The organism is Clostridium sp. UBA5119, assembly GCF_002414285.1.
In the GTDB taxonomy this organism is placed as follows: domain Bacteria; phylum Bacillota; class Clostridia; order Clostridiales; family Clostridiaceae; genus Clostridium_J; species Clostridium_J sulfidigenes.
On record NZ_DHYX01000083.1, the window covers coordinates 19,684 to 45,881 of the forward strand.

The following is a 26,198-nucleotide window of genomic DNA, read 5'->3' on the forward strand; positions in this document are numbered from 1 at the left end:
CTCATTTTAAATTATACTCTAAATTTAGTTAAATTTACAATAGTAAAAATGATATCTTTCAATTATGACAATTATTATTTTGAAATCAAAAATTACAGCAGTTCATTTAAAAATAAAAAATCACCCTAAAAATCTTAGAGTGATTTTTTATATCAGCATTATACATTTGGGGTTGTATATTGTAACTGATAACTATAGCATTAAACTGAATTTTAAATTAACCTTTATATATATTTTTTACAGATATTTATTTTTTATTCTATATTATTAATATTTAAAAATTAAATATACTTATATTGAATGATCAAATATATTGGAAAATATATCTTTAACATTTTTAAAGAACTGAGATTGTTTCACTTCTCTATCACTATATAATTCTACTTTTCCTAATAATTCATCTCCATTATAAACTTCACAATAGCCAACAACATCACCAGCATTTATTTTTTTCAGTTCAGGATTAATATTTACTTTCTTTGTTAATTCTTCCTCAGTGCCTTTTTCTACGGTTACTTTTAAATCATCTTTTGCTTTTGCTATAAAGAAAGAATCCCCTTTTTTATTTAATGGTATTTGTTGCACATCTACATCTTTAGCTACTATAGTTTTACTTTGGTATTTAGAAAATCCAAAATCCATAAGCTTACTTGCATCTGCATTTCTTTGTTTATATGTAGGTGCTCCCATTATTACTGCAAGCATCCTTACATTGTCTCTAGTTGATGTAGCAGATATACAATACATAGCTTCTTGTGTAAATCCTGTTTTTAGACCATCACATCCTTTGTAAAATCTCACCAACTTATTATGATTAACTAATTCAATTGGTGTTTTTCTACCTTCTGATATAGTTTCCATATATATAGATGAATATTTTAATATGATTGGGTGCTTTAAAAGCTCTCTAGACATTATGGAAATATCTCTAGCAGTACTTAAATGTCCTGAAGCACTAAGACCTGTAGCATTCTCAAAGTGAGTATTAGTCATTCCAAGTTCTTTAGCTCTTTCATTCATTTTTACTGCAAAAGCTTCTTCACTGCCTTCTAAAAATTCTGCCATTGCCACTGCTGCATCATTTCCTGATGCTATAGCTATACCTTTTAGAATTTCTTCCACAGTTCTTACTTCTCCAGTGTCCAATATCATACTACTACCGCCCATGGATTTAACCTTTTCACTACAAACTATTTTATCTTGAAGAGTTATTCTTCCATCATCTAAAGCTTCCATAGCAAGTAGCATAGTCATTATCTTTGTAACCGAAGCAGGTGCAAACTGTTCATCTGCATTTTTTTCATAAATAGTTTTACCTGAATTAGGCTCTAATAGTATTACAGATTTTGCCTGTGGCTCAAACCCTATTACATTATCTGCAGGCTCATTTTTTATTTCATCATCAGCAAAGGCTGTTGGAAGGATTATAGCCTGCAATGAAAGTAGTACGGATAATAATAAAGTTAAAACAAATTTATTCTTTTTCATAACCGACCTCCAAAACAATTATTATGAGGTTATTTTTACCTCAATCTTAAAAATTATCCTAGAAATTTAGAAATTTTATTTTCTAAAGTTTCTTCCTATTTAGAGTTCCCTAATATAGAATTTATATCCTCAAGGTGCATATATTACTTTAAAAATAAAATGAAGCTATATAAAANNTTTTATATAGCTTCATTTTATATTAATATATACTAACTAATTACTTCATGGATTAGTGGTATATCATTTTTATAGCCTTCAACTATTTCATAGTTTTTTAAGATACCCTCATTAGCTTTTTCAATGAGACTTTCATTATTACTATGAATATATGCTATGGTGTCACCCTTTTCTACTTTATCACCACGTTTTTTATTTAAAACTATTCCCACGGCTAAATCTATTTTACTTTCTTTAGTGGCTCTTCCTGCTCCAAGCTCCATTGCAACTATTCCTAAGTTTTCAGCATGGATTTTTTTAACCACTCCTCTATTTTCTGCAATTACCGGTACTACATACTTAGCTTTAGGTAATAAATTTGTATTATCGATACAGTCTATATCTCCACCTTGAGCTTTAACAAATTCTTTAAGCTTTCCTATGGCTGATCCTGAAGTTATAGTCTCTTTTAACATAGCTTCAGCTTCCTCAGCAGTACTTGCTTTTCCTGCTAACATTACCATACGACTTCCTAAAACTAAAGAAAGCTTTAATAAGTCCTCAGGACCATTTCCCTTTAATGTATTTATGGCTTCTTCTACTTCTAAAGCATTACCTATAGCTAAGCCTAATGGTTGGTCCATATCAGAAATTACTGCCATAGTATTACGCCCAATATGTTTTCCTATAGAAACCATTTCTGTAGCCAATTCCTTAGCAGATTCTGTGTTTTTCATGAAAGCTCCGTCTCCAACCTTAACATCTAAAACTATAGCATCAGCTCCTGAAGCTATTTTCTTGCTCATAATGCTAGAAGCAATTAAAGAAACATTATCAACGGTTGCTGTAACATCTCTTAAGGCATATAACTTCTTATCAGCTGGTGCTAAGTCTCCAGTCTGGCCTCCCACAGCAATTTTAATAGTATTAACATTATTAATGAATTTTTCTGTTGGCATCTCCACTGAAAAACCTTTGAAAGCTTCTAACTTATCTATGGTTCCTCCCGTATGTCCTAGACCTCTACCTGACATCTTAGCCACTGGTATTCCCAATGCTGCTACCATAGGTGTAAGCACCAAAGTTGTAGTATCCCCTACTCCACCTGTGCTATGCTTATCTACCTTAACTCCTTGAATTTGACTTAAGTCTAACATATCTCCAGAATGTACCATTGCCATTGTTAAGTCTGAAGTTTCTCTCTTATTCATCTTTTGAAAATATATAGCCATTAAAAGAGCTGATACTTGATAATCTGGAATTTCTCCCTTTGTATAGCTCTCTACAAAATAATTTATTTCCTCTGTAGAAAGCTCTCTACCATTCCTCTTTTTTAGAATCAAATCATACATTCTCATAAAATACACCCCGCTCTATACCTTTATATTTAATTTTGTTTGTAAATGGCCCACTATTATAATTCTCTAACTATTCCTTTCACTAAAGAAACAAATTTTGATTTTACTTTAGCAGAAGTTTCTATTACTTCTTCATGATTTAATGGTTGGTCTAAGATTCCAGCTGCCATGTTAGTTATGCATGAAATTCCTAGTATTCTAAGACCACAATGATTAGCTGCAATAACTTCAGGAACTGTTGACATTCCAACTGCATCAGCACCTAGTATTCTTGCCATTCTTACCTCTGCTGGAGTTTCATATACTGGACCTGTAAACATCATATAAACTCCTTCTTTTAATTCTATATTAAGAGATGATCCAACTTCTTTTGCTAGTTTTAAATATTCTCTATCATAAGCTGTAGACATATCTGGGAATCTTGCTCCTATTTCTTCTTCATTTTTACCTATAAGTGGATTTGTACCTGCAAAGTTTATATGATCTGTAATCATCATTAAATCACCTGGTACAAAGCTAGTATTAACACCACCACAAGCATTAGTTACTATTAAAGACTTAACACCCAAGTATTTCATAATATGGATTGGAAGTGCTAATACACTCATAGGATGGCCTTCGTAATAATGAAATCTACCTTGCATCATGATAACCTTTTTACCATCTAAAGTTCCGCATACAAATTGTCCTGCATGACCTTGTACTGTAGATACCGGAAGATTAGGTACTTCTGAATACTTTACTACCACTCTATCTTCAACCTTATCAGCCATATCACCAAGACCAGATCCTAAGATAATACCTATTTCTGGCTGGAAGCTTAACTTAGCCCTTATATATTCTACACTCTCATTAATTAATTTAATATCCATTATAATTTCTCCTCTTCTTCACAGTTATATAATTTTATTTAGTTATACTCTATGTTATCAGTTTATTAATTTATCTTAATATTATTTGTTTGACTAGTTAGTTAAATAAATAATATTAACAACAAATTACAATATATTATTACCTTTAAGTAATTTATATATTGTAATTTGTGTATTAAAATTTTTATTACCTTTATATTTTTATACTATCTAAAACTCTTTTAATCCTAGATTACTAGCTATACAATTAAATCTTTAAAGCTTTTTCCTACTAAATCATTTTCAATGTCAAGTAAATCTAATACAGTTTTACCTATATCGCAGAATCCATTTCTAGTTCCAAGATTTATATCTTCCTTAAGATTTCTTCCATATACAAGTACAGGCACATATTCTCTTGAATGATCTGTACCTTCTGTCGTTGGATCACATCCATGATCTGCAGTAATGATTAATACATCATTATCTCTTAATGCTTCCTTAATTTCTGGTAATCTATCATCGAATTCTTCTAAAGCCTTAGCATATCCTTCTACATCATTTCTATGTCCAAATTTCATATCAAAATCTACTAAGTTTGTAAATATGAATCCATTAGAATGAGACTTCATCATTTGTAAAGTCTTATCAACTCCATCCATATTGTCCTTTATAGATACAGATTCTGTAACACCTTTTCCTGTAAATATATCTTTAATCTTACCTACAGCTGCCATAGGTAAGCCAGCTTCACTAACATACTCAAGAGCAGTCTTGTTAAAAGGCTCTAGCGCATAATCATGTCTATTAGCTGTTCTTACAAATTCACCTTTTTTCATACCTTTAAAGGGTCTGGCAATTACTCTACCTACCATCTTATCTCCAACTAACATTTCTCTTGCAACTTTGCACATATTATATAATTCTTCTAAAGGTATTACATCTTCGTTAGCTGCAATTTGAAATACACTATCTGCAGAAGTGTAAATTATAGGGTATCCAGTTCTTATATGTTCTTCCCCTAATTCCTCAATGATGGCTGTACCAGAAGCAACTACATTTCCTAAAGTCTTTCTTCCTATCTTAGCTTCAAATTCATCCATAATTTCTCTTGGAAACCCATTAGGATAAGTTTGAAGAGGTGTTTCTAAAATTACTCCTGCCATTTCCCAATGTCCTGTAATTGTATCCTTTCCTTTTGAAAGTTCACTACATCTTCCATAAATTCCTTCTGGATTTTCACACTTAATAAGGTTTTCCACACCTTCTATGGAACCAATTCCTAAAGCTTCTAAGTTTGGAATAGAAAAACCTTTAACATGTTTTGCTATATTACCTAAAGTNNCAAAGTATTACTACCTTTATCTCCATAAAGCTCTGCATCTGGAAGTTCTCCAATACCAACACTATCAAGCACAACTAAAACTACTTTTCTATCCATGATATACTTCCTTTCTTCTTAATCACTGATATATTATATTTTACCACAGTTGTTTCAAAATATATAACTAAATAAAATAAATTATGTGTCACTGCTAAACTTACATCTTTTTTAGCAATGGCACATAATATAATAGTACATTATTATTTAAATATGTCAATTTATTAGTTAAATTTTTTTATCTATATTTTTCCTTTATCTCAATATGGAATTAAATATATGAATATAATTATATAATATTTCTAAAGGTTTTATTAGTTCATTGCCCACTAAAATACTATTTTCATAAATTCCAGGTTTATAAAAATAACTCAGTACATAATCTAATATATTAGGCAATACTCCCCCCATAACAAATATAATTATAAAGCACTCTGCATATAAAATTAAGAACTTTTTAATGTCATCTTTCATACTTTTATGCCCCTAACCCCTTTAGTGCAAAATTTATAAGTATAGGTGTTATAAAAGACTCAAATAAAAATCCAATAAACATAACTCCTGTAACAATTAAAAACATCATAGTGTAATTTCTTACTGAACCAGTATTAGGTGAATATTTCTTTGCAAATTTTTCTTTTACTATACCTATAGAAAATTCAATAGATAGTACTGATAAGAATATTAAACATGGTATATATATAAGGTTTTGTGGTAAAACACCTAAAAGTGATAAGAGTAATCCTTTTTCTTTTAATCCATATATAAAAAAACTAAAAGTAAATCCTAAAGAAAATCCTTTGTAAATATTAATCAAAATAATTATTGGAAGTCCTACTACCGTTAATCCTAAGAACCAAAATCCAATTATAATGGGTATATTATTTTTTAAAGTACCCATTAATATTTCTTTATTAGATAATCCATCTAAGGTCGATGATGAGCCAAAAGCAGTTATATAGTTAATTAAGGTACTCTTGTCCACATCCCCCATATATTTAACACAGTAGAGACCTAGAATCATCCCAGTGGCCATAAATAATATTGTTAATAAATACATCCAAATATTTTCATAAAAATGTTTATTAAAACTATCTATTACGCTTCTTAATGTCATACATATTCCCCCTTAGTTTATTTAAGAATTAATTTATATTTATGCCTAACCTAAGGGTAATATTCCATTTTATTTAATTTTTACAAGTATGCTAAAGCTGCAATAGTCTTTCCGTCTATAACTTCTCCACTTTTAACCATTTCTTTAATTTTATCTATACTATATGATTTTACATTTATAAATTCATCATCATCTCTATTAACTTCACCTTTATATAACTCAGTAGCCTTATATAAATATATATATTCATCTGAAAATCCAGGTGCTGTAGCTATTTTACCTAAGAACTGAAATTTTTTAGCCTTATATCCAGTTTCTTCTTCCAATTCTCTAATACCACATAGTTTAATATCTTCTCCCTTTTCTATTTTCCCAGCTGGTATTTCTAAAATTGTTCTATCTAATGCTTTTCTAAATTGTTCCACAATAAGCATAGTATCTGAATTCAAATAAGCTACTATACCAACTGCTCCTGGATGTTCTATAAGTTCTCTTTTTCCCACTTTTCCATTAGGAAGTTCCACTTGCTGCACTTTCAAATTTATTACTGTTCCTTTAAATTTATATTCTTCACTAATAGTTTTCTCAAAAAGTTTCATCATCACCACTCCTCGTAATATATAATAACCTATCATACATAAAATAGACACCTTCAATTTTCTCAAATTGAAAGATGCCTATAACTTATAATTTTATATTTGTTGGTGTAAAAAACTGTTTGTTGCCTTGATTTTGATAATTAATCGACTTAAATTTTACTATAGTTCTAATAATATCAAACTTCTAGCATACTTTATTTTTAAGTCTTAGCTTGTCCGCTACCATTGCAATGAACTCTGAATTAGTTGGTTTACCCTTTTCATTATGAATAGTGTATCCAAATAATTTATTAATAGTATCAACCTGTCCTCTACCCCACGCAACTTCTATAGCATGTCTTATAGCTCTTTCTACTCTACTTGCAGTAGTATTGTATTTTTTAGCTATTGCTGGATATAGTTCTTTAGTTACTGCTGACAATAATTCTATATCATTTACCACTAAAGTTATAGCTTCTCTTAAATACATATACCCTTTAATATGAGCTGGTACACCAATTTCATGAATGATATTAGTAATTTCTGATTCTAAATCCATAGATCCACTATTTGATTTAGGTTTAACATCCATCATTAATGATGAAGAACTAGTTGTATTAGTAACTGGTGTTTTTCTAACTGTATCACTTGAAATTGAATTATTAAACATATCTCTTATTCTATTAGATAATACGTCCATATCAAAAGGCTTAACTACATAATAATCAGCTCCTAAAGATATAGCTCTTTGAGTTATTTTGTCTTGACCTACTGCTGATAATATAATTATTCTAGGCATTGGATTTAAATTCATTGTATTTAATCTCTCAAGAACTCCTAATCCATCTAAATGAGGCATTATAATGTCTAGAACTACTAAATCAGGGTTAGTTTGTTCAATAAGTTCTAAAACCTCTACTCCATCTTTTGCTATACCAACTACGTTGATGTCCTTTTGACTTAAAAAATAATCACTTAAAATATTGCAAAACTCCTTATTATCATCTGCAATTAGCACATTAATGCTTCTTTGCTCCATTCCACAACTCCCCTTTTTGTAATTTTTACCATATCATAGATATATAATTTCGACAAAAGTAATAAAACTCCTTCTACTACCTAAAAAAAAAATAAATTTTTTTAAAATTCAACCTTTTCTTATATTATAACATCATTTTGAGTCAAATAAAAACAACCTATTATAATTTTATATAAATAGATTGTTTTTATTTAATTATTTATGATTATTATATAGTGTTTTGTATTTTTTAAGTGTAATTGATAATATTTATTTATTTCCTAATGTTTGCTTCATTTATCATCCAATCCATATATATTCCATATCCTGTATCAGGCTTATTGACAAGAACATGGGTTACTGCACCTACTATTTTGTTATTTTGAATTATTGGACTTCCACTCATCCCTTGAATAATTCCACCTGTTTTCTCTATACACAATGGATCTGTAACTTTTATTATCATACTTTTACCATTTGGTTCTTGTTGATTTAATAATTTTTCTATTACTATGTCAAATAATTCAGGCTCTTCTCCATCTATAGTTGTAAGAATTTGTGCTTTTCCTACCTTGACTTCATCTTTAAATCCTACCTTCATAGGCTTATTATAATTATTGCATATTAAATTATCATTGCCTTCTCCAAATACTCCAACAGAGGTATTTAATCTAATTATTCCTAATGTCTTATCACTATCTGTAAAAATACCCCTAAGTTCACCTGGACTACCTTTAGCTCCTTTCCTTACTGACACTATATTAGAATCTACAATTTCACCTTTCCCAACACTCATAATAGTATTGGTATCCATATCTGTTATAGGATGTCCTAGCGCTCCAAACTTCCCACTTTCTTTATGATAAAATGTTAAAGTTCCCACACCTGCCACAGAATCCCTAACCCATAATCCAATTTTATAGTTTTCATCCTTTTTACTGACTACTGGATTAACTACAAAATTCATTTCTTCGCCTTTTCTATTTACTGTAATCTTTACCTGCTCTCCCTTGGCTCTATTTACATAAGTAGCTATATCTTCGGCACTTTTTATTTCTTCATTATTAATTTTTATAATGCTATCTCCTATAGCTATTCCAGAAATAGCAGCTGGGCTTTGAACCTTATTACCATCTACTTCAATGTCTGACAAAGCAATAACAAGGGCTCCTTTTGTATTAATTTTAATTCCTAAAGGTTTTCCTCCTGGATAAACCATTATGTCGGAGGTTTTAGCATAATTAACCTTTTTTAGACTAGAAGCTTCTGAAAAATTTAATTTATAATCCATAGCACTTGAATAATTATTTATTGATGGCACTGCTTCATTAAAATATCTATTAACTATATCAGTATAGCAATTTATAGATATTAGTATGAAGGTTGTAGTAAATATCAAGAATAAAATATTACTAAATTTTTTCATAATGCTTTACCTCCTGTAAAGAATGTTTAACTTTAATTTTCCCCTATGAGAAATTTTTATGTTAGAGTTCTTTTTCTTTTAAACCCAAAAAGATTTCCTAATTGAATTTTTTAGAACATGAAAATAAAACACTATAAACTAAAGTTATACTTAGTTTATAGTGTTAAACATTTTTATAGTATATATTCACATTTTAATTTTAATTTTTTAAAATTTATAATAAAATCCAAGACATGCTGTTTATCGTCTTAAATAATCTTTTATTTCTTTTGCCTTCGAAATCATCTCTCGTGCATTTTCAATAGTTATAGCCGTAACTTCGCTACCACCAATTATTCTAGCTACTTCTTGTTCCACTTCATCATCCTTTAGCTTCTTAACCTTTGTAAACGTATTTACTTCATCGCTGTTTTTTTCAATTAAATAATTCACATCTGCTAGTGCCGCAATTTGAGGTAAATGAGTTATACAAAATACTTGATGAGCTTCAGAAATAAGCACCATTTTTTCTCCTACTCTTTGAGCTATTCTACCACTTATTCCAGTATCTACCTCATCAAATATTACAGATGGAATTTGATCTTTATCTACAAACACAGTTTTAAGTGCTAGCATAATCCTTGATAATTCTCCACCTGAAACCACTTCTTCTAAAGGCTGTAATGGCTGTCCAGGGTTAGTAGAAATGTTGAACTGTATCTTGTCTCTACCTTTAGAATTAAGATTCTCTGTATATGCTACCTCTATTTTAAATCTACTTTTTTCAAGACCTACATAATCTAATTCTTTTTTTATTTCTTTTTCTAGCACTTCACTTATTTCTAATCTTAAATTATGTAATTCCTGTGCTATTCCTTCTAATTTTTCATATAACTTCTTCTTTTGTTTTAACAGTTCTTCTATAATCTCTCCACTGTTTATTAATTCGAAATATTGTTCTTCTATATTATTTTTATACACTAGTACATCTTCTAAAGTAGGTCCATATTTCTTTTTACAAACAGATAATTGATACATTCTAGAATTTATAAATTCCAATTCACCTATATCATAGTCTGTATTATCCTTTAAGTCACTAAGGGTTCTAGTATTATCCTCTAACAAGTAATATGATTCCTCCAGAGAATCTACTATGGATTTAACTTCTTCATGATGAGCTTCAATAGATTTAAGTTCTCTAATAACATGCATTAAGGAATCTATAATAGAAATCCTACTTTCATCATTCTCTTTAAGTAGCATATAACTTTTTTCTAAAGCCTTTTTGATTTTTTCTCCATTAGATAACATATTAAATTTCTTTGATAATTCTTCATCTTCACCTATCTTAGGTTTTATACTATTAATTTCATCTATTTGAAACTTTAGAAAATCTATTTTTTTCTCTCTTTCTCCATCATTTCCTTGAAGTCTATTTATTTTTTCTTCCACTTCACCATACTTTAAATAAAATTTATCGTATTCTTCAAGTTTATTCACCAATAACTCTTGTCCAAATGAGTCTACATAATTTATGTGCTTTGAACTATCTAATAAATTTTGGTTTTCATGTTGACCATGAATATCAATTAAGGTTTCACTAACCTGCTTTATCTTAGATAGCAATAAGGTTTTATTATTTACTTTTGCTATGGTTTTCCCTGAGTGAAAGCTTTCCCTACTGAGTATTACTATTCCCTCATCACTTATATCTAATTCTTCTAAAATAGCCCTAGTTCTGTGATTTTCAATAGAAAAAACTGCTTCTACTACAGTTTTATCTTCTCCTACCCTTATTAAGTTCTTATTAAATTTACCTCCAAGAACAAAGCTAATAGCATCAATTAATATAGATTTACCTGCTCCTGTTTCTCCTGATAAAACATTAAATCCCTTAGAAAAATCTATGGATAGTTTTTCTATAAGAGCAAAGTTCATAATATTAAGTTGTAAAAGCATTTATACCATTCCTCATTTACTTTATTAATTTTTCTATTTCTAATTTAAGTTCCTCGGCTTTTTCGTCAGTCCTTACCAAAATAAAAATAGTATTATCTCCAGCTATTGTTCCTGCAATTCCTTCTAATTTAAAAGAGTCAATTGCTTCAGCTGCAACTTGAGCTGATGCTGTAATTGTTCTAACAACCAAAATTTTATCTACCTTTTCAACAGATATAGCTGTATTTGAAAATATATATGCCAATGCACTAATAGTTGAGTTGTTATTTGTATTTACTTGTGCATACTTGTATCTTCCTGTATGAGATAAGGTTTTAATTAAGTTTAATTCCTTTATATCTCTAGATACAGTTGCCTGAGTTACATTTATATTTTTAGCTCTTAATCTATCAGCTAAATCTTCTTGAGTTTCAATATCTTCATTTCTTATTATATCCAATATTATACTATGGCGATTTTCTTTCATATATTTTCTCCTCACAATCCATAGATCTTGAAATTATTTTTGTTCTTAATATTTTAAAATAATCATAATCCTTAAATTGAACAATCTTACACTTATCTTCAATTGTTTCAATTATCATCTCATTGTATTTATCTGATTCTAATTCTAAATGCCCATCACAGGTTAAGAATACGTTATCTTCATTAGTATTTAATATTATTTTTATCTTATTATGAGGATCTAAAATAATCGTCTTTACTCCATTAGATATAGGACAAATAGGAGTTAAACTTATTAGCTCCATAGTTGGATAGATTATTGGACCCCCTGCTGATAAAGAATAGGCTGTAGAGCCTGTAGGGGTAGATACTATTAACCCATCAGCTTTATAGCTACTATAAAAGCTTCCATCTACAAATATATTATAAGTCAACATTCTGCTTAAAGTACCCTTGGTTATAACTATATCATTTAAAGCTACATGGACATTTCCACCATCCTTTTTAGGAATAGTAACCTTTATCATCATTCTTTCCATGATTTTAAATTCATTATTTTTAAGTTTTTTAATTGCTTCACTAACTTCTGTTAGTTCTACACTAGTTAAAAAACCTAAATGTCCTATATTAACTCCAAGAATTGGTACCCCATACTTATATATTTTTCTTGCTGCTCTTAAGATAGTCCCATCTCCACCTAAGGTAACAAGTAAATCTAATTTTTTGTTTTCTTCTAGCTCCAATCCCTCAGCATCTTTAAATATATGTAATTCACTTTCAGGAAATTCTTCCTTTATTAGATCATGAACATAGTTTAGTATTGTATTCTTCTTATCTTTAGATGAATTGATGTTAATACCTATACTCTTCATATATCCTCCACAATAAGTTTTTCATGAGCATTTTTTACAATATTTCTTATACTATTGCTATTAAAATTTCCTATTCTACTAAAATCTTTAGTAAAATTAATCAGGTATTCTATATTTCCATTAGGACCCTTAATGCCTGAATAAGTTAAATTTAATATATTAATGTGATTCTCCTTCAAAAAAGTTACTACATTTAAAATAACCTCTTCATGGATTTTACTATCCTTTACTACCCCTTTTTTAGAAACTTTTCCTCTACCAGCTTCAAACTGAGGTTTTATAAGTGCTACCACTTCTCCCACTTCCTTCAAAAGTGGAATAACATGAGGTATTACTTTGTCTAATGAAATGAAAGATACATCTATAGATGCAAAATCACAGTATTCACCAATTTGTTCCATTGTAAGATTTCTTACATTTGTGCTTTCCATAGAAACAACTCTTTTATCCCCTTTAAGTTTGTCTGCCAATTGATCTTTACCTACATCTATTGCATATACCTTAATGGCTTCACTAGTAAGCATACATTCTGTAAACCCTCCAGTAGATGCTCCTATATCTAAACATTTAAGCCCTTTAAGATTTATATTAAAATCTTTAAGGGCTTTTTCTAATTTAATTCCACCTCTACTTACATAGGGAATTACTTCCCCACGCATTTCAACTTCAGCAGCTTCTTCAACTTTTAGCCCGCATTTTCTTTCTTCTTTTCCATTGACGTATATTTTTCCAGATAAAATATATTCTCTAGCTTTTTCACGAGAAATTGCTAATTGCTTTTTTACTACTAATAAATCTAATCTAACTCTTTCCTTTAACATGCTTACTCCTTAGTTAAAAATTCCTCTACACTACTACAAATTCCTTCTGGGTCTAATTTGTTAAGATTATATAATGTATTAACATCACCATGCTGTATAAATTTATCCTTAAATCCTAATGTTAAAATATTATTCTTAAGTAATCCTTCCCTATTTAAATACTCTAATACCTCACTTCCAAGACCACCAGATATCATATTATCTTCTACGATAACTAAATCATATCCTGACTGTACTAGTTCTTTTATTAATTCACTGTCTATAGGTTTTACAAAACAGCTATTTACTACAGTACAATCTATGTTTTTCTCCTTTAACAATTCTTTAGCAATAATTACATTTTGAACCATTTTACCTACTGCTATTATTGCCACTTTTCCAGATTTATTACCCAAAACTTCCCACTTACCTTTTCTAAAGAAAGTCATAGGTGAAAGTTTAATACTAGATAAGTCTCCGCCCCTTGGATATCTTATAGCTATAGGATAGTTTTGTGTAACTGCAAACTGTAGCATATACCTTAACTCCTCAGTACATTTAGGGCTCATTATTGTCATATCTGGTATGTGAGTTAAGTAAGACAGATCAAATACCCCTTGGTGAGTTTCTCCATCTTGACCTACAATACCTGCTCTATCTATAGCAATTACCACCGGCAATTTTTGTATTGCTACATCATGAATAACTTGATCATAAGCTCTTTGAAGAAAAGTAGAATACACTGCAAATACAGGCTTTAATCCTTGTGATGCCATACCTGCTGCCATGGTTACCGCATGTTGCTCTGCTATACCTACGTCAAAAAATCTCTTTGGGAATTCCTTAGAAAATCCCTCAAGTCCTGTTCCCTCTGGCATAGCTGCAGTTATAGCTACTAATTTTCTGTTTTTTTCTCCCAACTTTACCATAGTCTCACCAAAAATTTCTGAATAGGATTTGCTAGCCTTTGAAGGTTGCTGTCCATTTTCACAATTAAAAGGCCCTACTCCATGAAATTTATCTGGGAACTCCTCTGCATACTCATAGCCTTTACCCTTTTTAGTTATTACATGAATAATTACTGGGCCTTCTACCTGTTGAGCTTTTTTTAGTACCTTACTCATTTCTTTAATATCATGGCCATCTATTGGTCCATAATATTTTAATCCCATATTTTCAAAAAGCATTCCAGGAACCATAAGTTGCTTTACAGAATCCTTCATCTTATTTATAGAATTAATCATGCTTTTTCCTACCTTTGGTATCTTCTCCAAAGTAGCATTTACATCACTTTTAACTCTATTATAAGCATTTCCCATCCTTAAATCATTTAGATATGTGGATATTCCTCCAACATTTGGTGAAATAGACATTTGATTATCATTTAATACTACTATCATCTTAGTTTTATTATATCCTATATCATTTAAAGCCTCCATAGCCATTCCGCCAGTAAGGGCTCCATCTCCAATTACAGCTACTACATCATGTTTCTCATTTTTTATGTCTCTAGCCCTTGCCATCCCTGCCGCTGCTGATATAGATGTACTGCTATGTCCTGTATTGAACATATCATACTTACTTTCTTCTGTTTTGGGAAATCCACTAAGACCTTTATATTGTCTAAGGGTATCAAATTTTTCTTTACGTCCTGTTAATATTTTATGAACATAAGATTGATGTCCTACATCCCAAATTATCTTATCCTTGTTAAAATCAAATACGTTAAATAAACTCATAGTCAATTCAACTACACCTAAATTAGATGATAAGTGTCCTCCCGTCTTGGAGACTTGAGTGATCAGAAATTGACGTATTTCTTCTGCAAATTCTTCCAATTCATTTATTTTCATGTTTCTTATTTCATTAAAATCTTCATATCTATCTAAATACTTTGACATTTACCTTAACCTCGTTTTATAAAATATATTACTTTTGCAACTGCATATAATATATTATTACTATTTGTAATTGCGAATTTTTTTCCTATTGCTTTTCCACCAACAGTGGCTCCTGCTATCATTGCACTAATACCAGATGCTATTAATATTTCAGAACCATAAGGGTAAAGTTGCAATATTTTTGCTACTATTACTACACCTACAGATCCACTTATAATACCACACACATCTCCTACCACGTCATTACAAAAGTTTGAAACCTTACTTGCATTTCTTATCATCTTCACTGCTATTTTTGCTTCTTTTATCTTCTTTGCAGCCATGGCATGAAATGGAATTTCATTCGCTGCCGTAACCGCTGTACCTATCACATCAAAAATTACGCCTAAAAAAATAATCAACACTAATATGGTAAACGCTAAGGAAGCATTAACCCTTGGAAGTGTAGATTCTGATAAAAGTGAAGCAGTTCCACTAATAATTATAGTATAAATTGTAATTTTAGTTATCCATAATGCTTCTTTTGTATTTTTTTTCTTACATTCTTTGTTTTTGGCTTTTTTATTCCGCCTACTACTATCGCTTTCCAATTTTACCCTCCAAAAATAGATAAAGGTGGTAGCATACTAAGTAAAATTTGCGGCTTAGGTCTAGCAGGATTTCCCATAGAGTAATCAAGATGTCGCCATCTTGACGGTTTCCCTTTAATGCTCTATCTATAGTGTTTCCAACTACAGGGCTAGATTACCACTTAGTCCACACTGCAATCCTTAATATGCTTCACATGGAACAGTCTAGGAGATTTCCTCAACAGTTAGGTACTCTCTTATCCTCTTTTGCAACATGGGTTTTAGCAAGCAATAGCCCCATTACCCTGGCCGGGGTAATAAGATTTGTTCTCACCTCTACCCACCTCACTCAAGGCAGGCTACTCTGCACATAGCTCGTTTACCACAATGCAGGTTTAATCCAGTGCCGTACCGTGGGTATCTCTCCCAAAGCACAAACATTGGTCTCCACGATTGTAGGGTCGATGTCGCATGCCTTTGCGGTCGCCCCACAATCTTACTCCCAGCACAAGCCCACAACTGGGCGTTACAAGCCAGCACAAGGAACTTCATCGATGTGCCCTTCAACGGATTTTTAGCCCCGTCCTCAAAAGTACTTACCTGACTAGAATACTGCACCACCTCATTAAATTAATTATAGCATAACTATAATAAATTGACATTACTTTTTTATAAACAGATTTCTTAGCTTACTTGAAAGTTAAATGTACTTAGAATCATTTTTTTAGTAGATTAGTATTCTCTTTCCAGTAAAAACTTAGTTATATCTTCTAATTCTTTTGTATCTCTTTCTATGCTGTTTAAAAGCTCATAGCATTCTTGAGTTAAATTATTACAAAATTCTTTACACTTATGAATTCCATACATAGTAATAAAATTTGTTTTATTATTTTCTCCATCACTTTGAGTTTTACCTAGTAATTTCGAATCTCCTTCAACATCTAAAATATCATCTTTAATTTGGAATGCAAGACCTAGTTTTTCTCCAAAGGATTTAAGAGTTTCCAAATCTTCTTCTGGAGCTTCTCCCATTGTAGCCCCTGAAATAATGGAAGCTGATATTAGCTGACCTGTTTTATTTTTGTGCATCTCTAAAAGAATTTCTTCATTTATTTTTTGACCTTCACTTCTTATATCTATAATTTGACCCTTTATCATACCATCTATACCTGATGACTTTGAAATAACCGCTGCTGCTCTAATTTTTTTCAATTCCCCATTTAGACATTGTGAAAACATTATATTCATAGCCTCATTTAGTAAACTATCTCCGGCTAAGGTAGCCATAGCTTCTCCATAAACCTTATGGTTTGTTGGTTTACCTCTTCTTAAATCATCATCATCCATACATGGAAGATCATCGTGTATTAATGAATAGGTGTGTATCATCTCCATAGACGCAGCAAAAGGAAGGATTTCATCTATAGTATTATTATACATATTATAAGTACAAATCATAAGAATAGGTCTTATTCTTTTACCCCCAACCTTTAAGCTATATATTATAGGTTCTAACATGGAACTATCACCAACATCTTTAGTTTTAAAATAGTTTTCCATCCAACTTTCTATTTTTTCCTTATAGATATTAATATTCATATTCAATCCCTCACAAAATACAATTAATCTTCCTGACGAAAATCTTCTTCACCTTTATCTGTCAATATCTTTATTTTCCCTTCTGCTTCTTGAAGCGTCTTATATAAATCACTATAAAGCTTCATTCCCTCTTCATATTTACAAATAGCCTCATCTAAAGTAACTTCTCTATTTTCCATTTCAAGTAATATTTCTTCTAACTTAAGGACCTTGCTCTCATAAGTTTCTTTTTTCTTAGCCATGTTATTCCTCCACCTGTTCTATTTTAAATAGTCCATGACCATCTTTCATGGTAATCCCTACAACTTCATACTCTTTCAATTTTTCTAAAGATTCTATATGATGATTCTCCGGACTTTTTATAATGCTATACCCCTTATCTAATATGTTTAATGGGTTATTTCCAATTAATCTATGACTTATAACCTTTAATCTATTTCTTTCCTCTTGAATCCTCAATTCCATAGTAAACACTAGTTTACTCTTTAGATTATCTAACTTATCATATTGATTTACCACATAATTCTCGGGGCTATATAACAATAATCTATTAAGCATATTATTAAGAATATTAAATTTCTCATTAATATTTTTATTTATAGCATATTTCATTTCTTCTCTTAATCCATTTAATTTTTCCTTAAAACTCTCTAAGCTGTATGCTGCAATTTCAGCAGCATGGGAAGGAGTGGCTGCCCTTAAATCAGCTGTAAAGTCAGCTATTGTAAAATCTGTTTCGTGTCCTACTCCTGTAATAATAGGAATTTTAGAGGCTTTAATAGCCCTAGCTACCTCTTCCTCGTTAAAGGCCCATAACTCTTCGATTGAGCCACCACCTCTAGCTAAAAGTATCACATCTACATCCTCAATATTATTAAGAGCTTTTATACCAGCAGCTATATCTATACTAGCATTGATTCCTTGAACTAAGGATGGATATATTAAAATATCAATGTTTGGGTTTCGTCTAGTTGCTACTTTAATTATATCCCTTACTGCTGCACCAGTAGGTGAAGTAATTACTCCTATTCTTCTTGGCATGGATGGAATTGCCTTTTTTATATTATTATCAAAAAGTCCTTCTTTCTCTAACTTTTCTTTTAATAAATTAAATGCAATAAAGAGTTCTCCTTCTCCTTCTACCTCCATAGTGTTACAGTAAAGTTGGTAGGTTCCTTCTTTCTCATAGATAGATATATTCCCAGATACTACTACATTCATTCCATCCTTAGGTATAAATGTTAAATCCATGGCTCTTGTCTTGAACATTACACATTTAAGCTTTGTAAAACTATCCTTTAATGAAAAGTATATATGACCACTGCTATGAATTTTTACATTAGATAATTCTCCTTTGATATTAGAATTTTTAAGGATAAAATCATTATCTATCACTTTCTTTATATAGCCATTTACCGCTGTCACTGTTAAAATTTTACTGTACATTTTTTAACCATGCCTCACAGGTATTCTTCATGAGCATAGTTGTTGTCATAGCGCCTACCCCACCAGGTACTGGAGTTACTAAACTAGCCACTTCTAATACTTCTTCAAAGTTTACATCGCCTTTAACCTTGCCTTCAACCATAGTAGTTCCTACATCTATTACTATGGCACCCTCTTTAACAAAATCTTTAGTTAGAAAGCCTGGTTTTCCTATGGCAGAAACTAAAATATCTGCTTTTTTACAAACTCTCTCTATATCTATAGTTTTTGAATGACATATAGTAATAGTAGCATTTTCTTTAAGAAGTAAAAAAGCTGCTGGCTTTCCAACTATGTTGCTTCGTCCAATTATTACGGCTTCTTTTCCCTTTATATCTGCTTGGGATTTAATAAGTTCAAGAACACTCCTAGCTGTACATGGCATGAAAGATTTTTTATCTTTATACATCTTTCCTAGATTAAAATCTGTAAGTCCATCTACATCCTTTTCTACATCAACAGCATCTAAAACTCTTTCTTCATTTAATGCTTTTGGAAGAGGTAATTGAATTATTATTCCATCAACAGAATTATCTTCATTTAACTCTTTAATTTCATCAATAAGCTTATCTTCAGAAATATTTTCTGAAAACATTTTTGTTTCATACAATATTCCAAGCTCCTCACTTACCTTTTTTTGTCCTCGAGTATACGAAATAGATCCTCCATCTTCACCAACAATTATTGATACTAGCCTTGGAGGTCTTTTCCCTTTTCTTACTCTGCTTGCAATTAATTCTTTAATTTCGCTTTTATGTTGAACTGCCAAGTCTTTTCCACTTAATTTTGTTCCCATAAATACACCTACTTTTTAATTAAATTATTTAACACCCCATTTATAAATGATGGTGCATTATCATCTCCATACCTCTTTGCAAGTTCTATAGCTTCATTAATAGTAACTTTGTTTGGAATATCTTCATCAAATAAGATTTCATAAGTTGCCATTTTCAGAATAGCTAAGTTCATCCTTGGTAATCTTTCTAATTTCCATTTTACTAGATACTTAGAAATAGTTTCATTAATTTGAGCTTCATTTTCAGATACTCCCTTTAATACTCTTATTACATATTCAAAGTCTATATCCTCTATTTTTTCCTCTGTATTTTCACGAAAATTTTCAATAATGTCTACATAACTCTCCTTGTTAATTGACATTTCAAATATTAACCTAGTTGCTATCTCTCTACTTTTTCTTCTATTCATATATATACCTCCATAAAATATCTCTTGTTTGTTATTTTTCCTAATAAGTTTATTTATAACTTTTTATAAATAAATTATCTATATAAAACCACTGAAATGGGAGTTTCTTATGTACAAGATCCTTGTATATTCTTATTAATACTATGTTCTTAAAATTGAAATTAAACTCCACATCATGACATGGGATAAGTTAATTTTACACATGGAAACACCCTCTTCACTAGAGGGTGTTTAAAATTACTCTATTTCCTCTTCTTTGTTCATCTTAGGAAATATAATATTCTGCACGTTAATATTAACTAATGATACATTTAAACCTGTCATAGTTTCAACAGTGTTTTTAACATTTTTCTGCACCTTTAAACACATATCCGGTATCTTTATACCATACTCCACGGACATATGTAAATCTATTACTGCAGAATCATTATCCATAGTCACTTTAACGCCCTTTGATATATTCTTTTTACCAGTGAGCTTTTTACTTATATCTTCTACTAATCCAGCACTCATACCTGCAACACCTTCTATTTCTGATGCTGCAAGACTAGCTATTACACCAATAACTTCGTCAGATATTCTTACTATACCAACTTCTTCCTCTGTAGGAACTTCATTTAATATATTTTCTTCCATAATTCACTACCCCCTTACCAGTGTGATTAATAATATTCATATTATATCAGATAACAATTTCTTTTACAAATTTTATAATAGAAATACTCATTATTTTTATATTACCCACTTTTATAAATATTACCCTATAAATATATTAAAAACAGCAGATTTTCACTCTACTGTTTTTAAAACAAAATATGTTTAGTTATTCAGCTACTTTTATTTCTATATCTTTTATATCAGCTTTACTCATAACTACATCTTTAATTTGTCTAACTTGTTGGTCTGAAAGCTCTCCTTCATGTCTAACTACCACTGTAGCCTTTTCCTTATCTAAAGTACAAAGAGCTTCTTCAAATCCTTGAGCTTTAAGGGCTAATTCAATTTTAACTTCTTTATCAGATTGAAGTGCTAAATTCTTATATTCATCAGCAGCCTCTGCCTTTTGATCCTGTGGAGTATTTTCATCATCTAATAAAGCCTTTAAAGTTTGAAGAGTTTTAGTGGCATTGTTATCACGTTGTAATCTTGCTTCTGTAAAATAATTTGCATTAGTTGATGCACTAATTGTAGTTCCATCATTTCCCTTTGTATCACTTACATAAAGTGGTCCATTTACTTGAGTCGCTAAATAACCTGCAAATAAAATTAATACTACTAGTGAAGAAATAATTATAGTTTGTTTTTTATTCATTATAGTTCCCCCCGAATTTTTTATTTATATCACATTTATATGCTACTTTTTCATAGGATATACCTGTACTTTATCATCTGAAAGACCAAATAATTTAATTACAGCTTGACGTATCCTTAATTCTGTCACTGAATCCCCAGCTCCTTCAGCTACTACACAAATACCTGTAATGGTAGGATTATAAGTTTTTGTTATAAAGGGTTGTTGTTGGTTTTCCTTATTTTCCATAACTACTGTACTCCCACCATTTTCTTGTGTTATCTCCCTTTGTCCCCCACCATTGTCCTTTTCACTAGTAACACTAGTTGAGGTTTCTTCATTAAATACCGGTATCTGTTCTTGTCCACTTTCGAAGTAAATCATAGAATGGACTTTACCTACACCTTCTATTTTCCCTAATAAACTAATTAATTCTTCTTGCATCTTCTCCTTATAAGCCTTATCTACAGCTGAAGATGTAGTATCTGTATTCTTTTGTATTTCATCACCACCTATTGCCACTACATTAGCAGTTCCACTGTCACTTCCCTTTGGACTATTGTCCTTTGTAAACATACTTCCTACTATTAATAATAAAACTCCAACTAAAAATACTATGGCTAAATTTGTTAATAGATTAGAATTTATCACCTTAGGCTTTTTACCGCTTTCTCCTATAGTAGTTTTAGAATCTTTATCTTGCTGTTTGCTCTCACCTCCTTTTCCCTTAAAAATATCTTCAAATATTTTTTTAAGATTATTTAACACTTTTATCCCCCCAAACTTCTATATAAAATTTATGTTTAATTATTATTAAGTTTGTATACATATATATTTTCCTCATCTATATCGTAAGTAGAGCTAATAAAATTTCTAACCTCCATTGATTTTTTATCTGTTGAAGAATCTTGATTGTCTACTTGAACTGACTCATCACCGATTTGTACCTTTTTTACCCTTTCCACTGAACCATCATTAATTCCTATCTCAATTCTTTCAATAAGAAAAATGCTGTTTTCATTGTCATAATCTGCATCTACCTTGGCACTATACCGATCTCCCTTAAAATTTTTCTCTAAATCAGCTACACATTGTTTTTCTAAATTGTTTTTAAACCTTTCTAATGTACTATTTATATTAGCCTGTCTATATTCTTCATAATTTCTAACACCTTTATCATTGAATACTAAGTCTGCAGATTCTTCAATTATTTTGTTCACTTGTAGCTCTTCATTAAATATTTTTAAAATAGGACTTAATATAACTACAAAAACAATTAACCCAAGAATAAAATTACAATACTTTTTTAATGAATTATCTGGTAATATCATTTGTACTGCTGTAGAAAAAAATATTGCCACACATATGGTTATTATCCACTTTCCTAAACCTTCTATCATTCCATCACCTACTTTTAACATAAATTAATCTAATATCTACATTAGAATAAATCCTTTACCTGTAGCAGCTATTATAGTAATCATTATAAAAAACATTACACTGACACATATAATACAAGAACCAAGTAGCATCAAAGATCCTCCTGCAGCATCTATAATATTAGTTACTTTATTATCACTTACTGGTTGCAATAATGCAGAAGTTAGTTTATACATGAATCCCATAACAAAAATCTTTATTATAGGAAGTAAAATTATAGATATAAGGATTACTACACCTAATAGACTAACTGAATTTTTCAAAAGCAAGGTATAGCTGGCTACTGTAGCAAAGGCATCAGATAGGGTTTTACCTACTACGGGTATAAAACTGTCCATGGCAAATTTAGCTGTTTTTGTGGTCACCACATCAAAACTATTTCCTACAATTCCCCTAATTGTTATAATCCCAACGAAAATTGTTAGAAAAATACCTTGAACCCATAGTGCAAACTTTTTAAGTAAACTAGTCAAATTCTTAACGTTATATTCATTAGATATATTATTTACAAAATCTAGGACAAAACTCATACAAATTATAGGTATTATTATAGAAGAATAAAGCTTAGTTCCTAAGGTGCATACACCCATAATAATGGGATCCATCACCACAGCTTGACTTACACTCCCTACACTTGCCAGTAACATTATAAGCACCGGCATTAGCGCTACCATAAAATCACTTATACTATTTATAACCTGTTGGGTTAATTCCACTCCTATATAAAATCCTCGAGCAATCAGTATAATCATCACTGAGAAGCAAGCAAAATATGCTACATTACACAACTTTTCATTGCTAAATNNATAGCTATTATGATAAGTTGTCCTATTATTTTAAAAGATACTACTATTTCTTTAAACAAGTATCCTAAAGCCATCTTTAATATCTCTTTTCTTTCTAAAGAGCCTTGTCCATCTTTCATATAACTTTGTACAAATTCCTTAGGAGACATATCCTTTAGTAATTCAGTTCCAGTATCCAGATTACTTATATAATCATATAGTCCATTTATTTTGCTCATTTGCTCATCATCTATATTTACTTCATCATTACCATAAGCTTTTATAGGAATTAAAAATATGATCATAACTATTAAAACAAATATACTTTTCTTCATATTTACACCTACATTATCTTTAATATTGTTTGCATTACAGCCATTAGTATTGGTATTGCAAGAGTAAGAATTAATATTTTACCAGCAAATTCAACCTTTGATGCAATACTACTCTCACCAGCATCCCTGCAAATTTCACTACAAAAGGATGATAAATATGCAATACCTAAAATTTTAAATACTGTATCCAAGTACACTATGTCTATATTAGCTTTATTAGATAAGGTTTGAAGGAAATTTACTATTATGGTTAGCTTGCTAACTAAAAACATAAATACTATTATGCCTGCTATTAAGCTAATTAAAAGTGCAATATCTGGTCTTTCCTTTTTTACCATTATCACAATAAGAAGAGTTATTAGTGCAAAGGATACTATTTTGATAATATCCATAGTTTCCTCCTAAAAGTAAAATAAAGTTTGTATTGCATTGAATAACTTTGAAACCAAACTAATCACTAATATTAGTATTATTACTATTCCTGCTAAATTACTAATAACTGCATATTCCTTTTTCCCTCCACTATCTAAAACCTTATCTAAAACTATCATTACTATTCCAACTATACCAATTTTTATTATTATACTTATATCTAACAAAATCCACACGCCTCCTTACATTAAAATAATTGCTATCATGGCACCGAAGGAAAACCCCAGGTATCTATACATCTTCACGTTTTTATCAATGTTATATTCGGCATTCTTAATTGCTTTTCCCAAATTTTCTAGAGTTAGTGCAAACATATCATTATGTCCTTCTATATCCATTTCACCTAAACTTTTAGTAAAATCTAAAAATATACCTAGGTCATCTTTTGTTAAGGATAATTTGTCCACTCTTTTATCTAGGCTATGAATAAAACAACTATTTACATCACATTCTTTGCTGCTAATAATTAATTCTGACGCCTCCTTAAAAATTCCGGCTATGGGTTCTTCACATTTTTCATAGACCTTATTAAGAGCCTCTGGAAGTAATGCATGGGTAAAATTTATTTCATTCTTTAATACATATACTCCTCGCTGAAATTCCTTTAACTCCCTAACTCTTTTTTTAAATTTTTCTCCATAGGAAAATCCTAAAATAGTAGATGAACCTACTATGAGAATAAAACCTATTATTTTTATCATTTATTACCACCCCCTTACTTTCTCACCTTTTGTAAAATCATATATATATTCTATGGTTGCAATGCCACACTTATTACTTAAAATTACAGCCCTTTGAAAAACTTTATTTTCTAATACCTCTTTAAATACTGGTCTATTATAGAGATCCTTTTCACTAAATCCATGGATAGTAGTTATTACATTTACACCTGAATTTAATGCTGCCACAATACTCTCCATATCTTTATAGGTACCTATTTCGTCACATACTATAAGATGAGGAGCCATACTTCTAATGGCCATGATTATTCCTTGACTTTTCGGACAGTTATCCAATATATCTGTCCTAATGCCTACATCCATTTGAGGAACCCCTCTATAACATGCTCCAATTTCACTTCTTTCATCAATAATAGCTACATTTTTGCCACTTAATCCATATCTTGATAATCCATTAGATATCTCCCTTGATAAATCTCTCAATATAGTTGTTTTCCCACATTTAGGTGGAGATATTATTATAGTATTTAATATAGAATTATCTTTAATGATAAAAGGTAAGATTCCATCACTGCATCCCTTTACCTCTCTAGCAATACGTATATTAATTGAAGATATGTGTTTTATAGTCTTAAGAGAGTTTTCTTCTAAAACACAGGTACCACAAATTCCAACTCTGTGACCACCTTGAATAGTTATATATCCTTGTTTGATTTCTTCCTCAAAGGCGTATATGGAGTAGCTACTTATCTTTTGAATAATTATCTTTATGTCCTCTAGTTTTGTATTATAACTTGTTCTTATCTCCTTATTATTGCTTATAAATATAAGAGGTTTGTTAACTTTTAATCTAATTTCTTGTAGTTTTTCACCATGGTCATAGTTTATAACTTCAGTTCTAATAGAAGGAGATAATATATCCAAAACATCTTTAGTAATCATGCAACTCACCCTTTCTTACTTAATTGTTATTACCTTTCATAGATAATTATTACTATAATATTTTTATTTTTTATTTTTTGCAAAAAATAAGTGCTTCATATAATGA

At 30.3% G+C, this 26,198-nt stretch carries 28 protein-coding genes and 1 pseudogene; all 29 read right to left on the reverse strand.

What is annotated here, in order from left to right; all coding sequences use genetic code 11:
- Positions 1–291: 291 nt before the first annotated feature.
- A complete protein-coding gene (locus B2671_RS13020; protein ID WP_346870791.1) occupies positions 292–1,488 on the reverse strand; it encodes a D-alanyl-D-alanine carboxypeptidase family protein in 1,197 nt (398 codons plus the stop codon).
- A 209-nt stretch (positions 1,489–1,697) separates the two neighbouring features.
- Positions 1,698–3,002 carry a pyrimidine-nucleoside phosphorylase gene (locus tag B2671_RS13025; protein ID WP_346870792.1) on the reverse strand — a complete coding sequence of 435 codons (1,305 nt, stop codon included), beginning with the start codon at positions 3,000–3,002 and terminating at the stop codon, positions 1,698–1,700.
- Between the two features lie 56 nt (positions 3,003–3,058).
- Positions 3,059–3,874, reverse strand: a complete 816-nt coding sequence (locus tag B2671_RS13030) for a purine-nucleoside phosphorylase (protein ID WP_346870793.1) — start codon at positions 3,872–3,874, stop codon at positions 3,059–3,061.
- Between the two features lie 239 nt (positions 3,875–4,113).
- Positions 4,114–5,294 (reverse strand): annotated as a pseudogene (locus tag B2671_RS13035) (phosphopentomutase).
- A gap of 195 nt (positions 5,295–5,489) precedes the next feature.
- Positions 5,490–5,708 (reverse strand): hypothetical protein, encoded by a 219-nt coding sequence (locus B2671_RS13040; RefSeq protein ID WP_346870794.1) that lies wholly within the window; start codon positions 5,706–5,708, stop codon positions 5,490–5,492.
- 4 nt (positions 5,709–5,712) lie between these two features.
- Entirely contained in the window at positions 5,713–6,351 is a 639-nt protein-coding gene (gene spoIIM / locus B2671_RS13045) for a stage II sporulation protein M (protein ID WP_346870795.1), read from the reverse strand.
- Positions 6,352–6,431: 80 nt separating this feature from the next.
- Positions 6,432–6,950 (reverse strand): NUDIX hydrolase, encoded by a 519-nt coding sequence (locus B2671_RS13050; protein ID WP_346870796.1) that lies wholly within the window; start codon positions 6,948–6,950, stop codon positions 6,432–6,434.
- A 184-nt stretch (positions 6,951–7,134) separates the two neighbouring features.
- Positions 7,135–7,968, reverse strand: a complete 834-nt coding sequence (gene spo0A, locus B2671_RS13055) for a sporulation transcription factor Spo0A (protein WP_346870797.1) — start codon at positions 7,966–7,968, stop codon at positions 7,135–7,137.
- Between the two features lie 253 nt (positions 7,969–8,221).
- On the reverse strand, positions 8,222–9,376 hold the full coding sequence (spoIVB, locus tag B2671_RS13060) for a SpoIVB peptidase (protein WP_414632638.1): 1,155 nt from the start codon (positions 9,374–9,376) through the stop codon (positions 8,222–8,224).
- A gap of 237 nt (positions 9,377–9,613) precedes the next feature.
- Entirely contained in the window at positions 9,614–11,311 is a 1,698-nt protein-coding gene (gene recN, locus B2671_RS13065; protein ID WP_346870799.1) for a DNA repair protein RecN, read from the reverse strand.
- 16 nt (positions 11,312–11,327) lie between these two features.
- Positions 11,328–11,777: an arginine repressor gene (locus tag B2671_RS13070; RefSeq protein ID WP_346870800.1), complete on the reverse strand. Its 450-nt coding sequence runs from the start codon at positions 11,775–11,777 to the stop codon at positions 11,328–11,330.
- Positions 11,758–12,627, reverse strand: a complete 870-nt coding sequence (locus B2671_RS13075) for an NAD(+)/NADH kinase (protein ID WP_346870801.1) — start codon at positions 12,625–12,627, stop codon at positions 11,758–11,760. The genes B2671_RS13070 and B2671_RS13075 overlap by 20 nt, the downstream gene beginning before the upstream one ends.
- On the reverse strand, positions 12,624–13,448 hold the full coding sequence (locus B2671_RS13080; RefSeq protein ID WP_346870802.1) for a TlyA family RNA methyltransferase: 825 nt from the start codon (positions 13,446–13,448) through the stop codon (positions 12,624–12,626). Before B2671_RS13080 ends, B2671_RS13075 begins: the two co-directional genes overlap by 4 nt.
- A 2-nt stretch (positions 13,449–13,450) precedes the next feature.
- Complete coding sequence (dxs, locus tag B2671_RS13085; protein WP_346870803.1) at positions 13,451–15,328, reverse strand: 1-deoxy-D-xylulose-5-phosphate synthase; 1,878 nt, start codon at positions 15,326–15,328, stop codon at positions 13,451–13,453.
- 5 nt (positions 15,329–15,333) lie between these two features.
- Positions 15,334–15,918, reverse strand: coding sequence for a hypothetical protein (locus tag B2671_RS13090; RefSeq protein ID WP_346870804.1), 585 nt, complete (start codon positions 15,916–15,918; stop codon positions 15,334–15,336).
- A 711-nt stretch (positions 15,919–16,629) separates the two neighbouring features.
- A complete protein-coding gene (locus B2671_RS13095) occupies positions 16,630–17,496 on the reverse strand; it encodes a polyprenyl synthetase family protein (protein WP_346870805.1) in 867 nt (288 codons plus the stop codon).
- A 23-nt stretch (positions 17,497–17,519) separates the two neighbouring features.
- Positions 17,520–17,738, reverse strand: coding sequence for an exodeoxyribonuclease VII small subunit (gene xseB / locus B2671_RS13100; protein ID WP_346870806.1), 219 nt, complete (start codon positions 17,736–17,738; stop codon positions 17,520–17,522).
- Position 17,739: 1 nt separating this feature from the next.
- Complete coding sequence (gene xseA / locus B2671_RS13105; protein WP_346870807.1) at positions 17,740–18,942, reverse strand: exodeoxyribonuclease VII large subunit; 1,203 nt, start codon at positions 18,940–18,942, stop codon at positions 17,740–17,742.
- Complete coding sequence (locus tag B2671_RS13110; RefSeq protein WP_346870808.1) at positions 18,932–19,777, reverse strand: bifunctional 5,10-methylenetetrahydrofolate dehydrogenase/5,10-methenyltetrahydrofolate cyclohydrolase; 846 nt, start codon at positions 19,775–19,777, stop codon at positions 18,932–18,934. Before B2671_RS13110 ends, xseA begins: the two co-directional genes overlap by 11 nt.
- An 8-nt stretch (positions 19,778–19,785) precedes the next feature.
- Entirely contained in the window at positions 19,786–20,187 is a 402-nt protein-coding gene (gene nusB, locus B2671_RS13115; RefSeq protein ID WP_346870809.1) for a transcription antitermination factor NusB, read from the reverse strand.
- A 237-nt stretch (positions 20,188–20,424) separates the two neighbouring features.
- Entirely contained in the window at positions 20,425–20,823 is a 399-nt protein-coding gene (locus B2671_RS13120; protein ID WP_035129363.1) for an Asp23/Gls24 family envelope stress response protein, read from the reverse strand.
- 187 nt (positions 20,824–21,010) lie between these two features.
- Positions 21,011–21,499 (reverse strand): SpoIIIAH-like family protein, encoded by a 489-nt coding sequence (locus tag B2671_RS13125; RefSeq protein WP_346870810.1) that lies wholly within the window; start codon positions 21,497–21,499, stop codon positions 21,011–21,013.
- Between the two features lie 42 nt (positions 21,500–21,541).
- On the reverse strand, positions 21,542–22,246 hold the full coding sequence (gene spoIIIAG, locus B2671_RS13130) for a stage III sporulation protein AG (RefSeq protein ID WP_346870811.1): 705 nt from the start codon (positions 22,244–22,246) through the stop codon (positions 21,542–21,544).
- Between the two features lie 35 nt (positions 22,247–22,281).
- Entirely contained in the window at positions 22,282–22,878 is a 597-nt protein-coding gene (gene spoIIIAF, locus B2671_RS13135; RefSeq protein WP_346870812.1) for a stage III sporulation protein AF, read from the reverse strand.
- Positions 22,879–22,914: 36 nt separating this feature from the next.
- The gene (gene spoIIIAE / locus B2671_RS13140) at positions 22,915–23,670 is read right to left on the reverse strand and encodes a stage III sporulation protein AE (RefSeq protein WP_346870818.1); all 756 of its coding nucleotides are present in this window, start codon (positions 23,668–23,670) and stop codon (positions 22,915–22,917) included.
- Positions 23,671–24,046: 376 nt separating this feature from the next.
- Positions 24,047–24,430: a stage III sporulation protein AD gene (gene spoIIIAD, locus B2671_RS13145; RefSeq protein WP_346870813.1), complete on the reverse strand. Its 384-nt coding sequence runs from the start codon at positions 24,428–24,430 to the stop codon at positions 24,047–24,049.
- Positions 24,431–24,439: 9 nt separating this feature from the next.
- The gene (gene spoIIIAC / locus B2671_RS13150) at positions 24,440–24,637 is read right to left on the reverse strand and encodes a stage III sporulation protein AC (RefSeq protein WP_346870814.1); all 198 of its coding nucleotides are present in this window, start codon (positions 24,635–24,637) and stop codon (positions 24,440–24,442) included.
- Between the two features lie 15 nt (positions 24,638–24,652).
- Positions 24,653–25,171, reverse strand: a complete 519-nt coding sequence (spoIIIAB, locus tag B2671_RS13155; protein WP_346870815.1) for a stage III sporulation protein SpoIIIAB — start codon at positions 25,169–25,171, stop codon at positions 24,653–24,655.
- A gap of 3 nt (positions 25,172–25,174) precedes the next feature.
- A complete protein-coding gene (spoIIIAA, locus tag B2671_RS13160) occupies positions 25,175–26,092 on the reverse strand; it encodes a stage III sporulation protein AA (RefSeq protein ID WP_346870816.1) in 918 nt (305 codons plus the stop codon).
- Between the last annotated feature and the right edge of the window lie 106 nt (positions 26,093–26,198).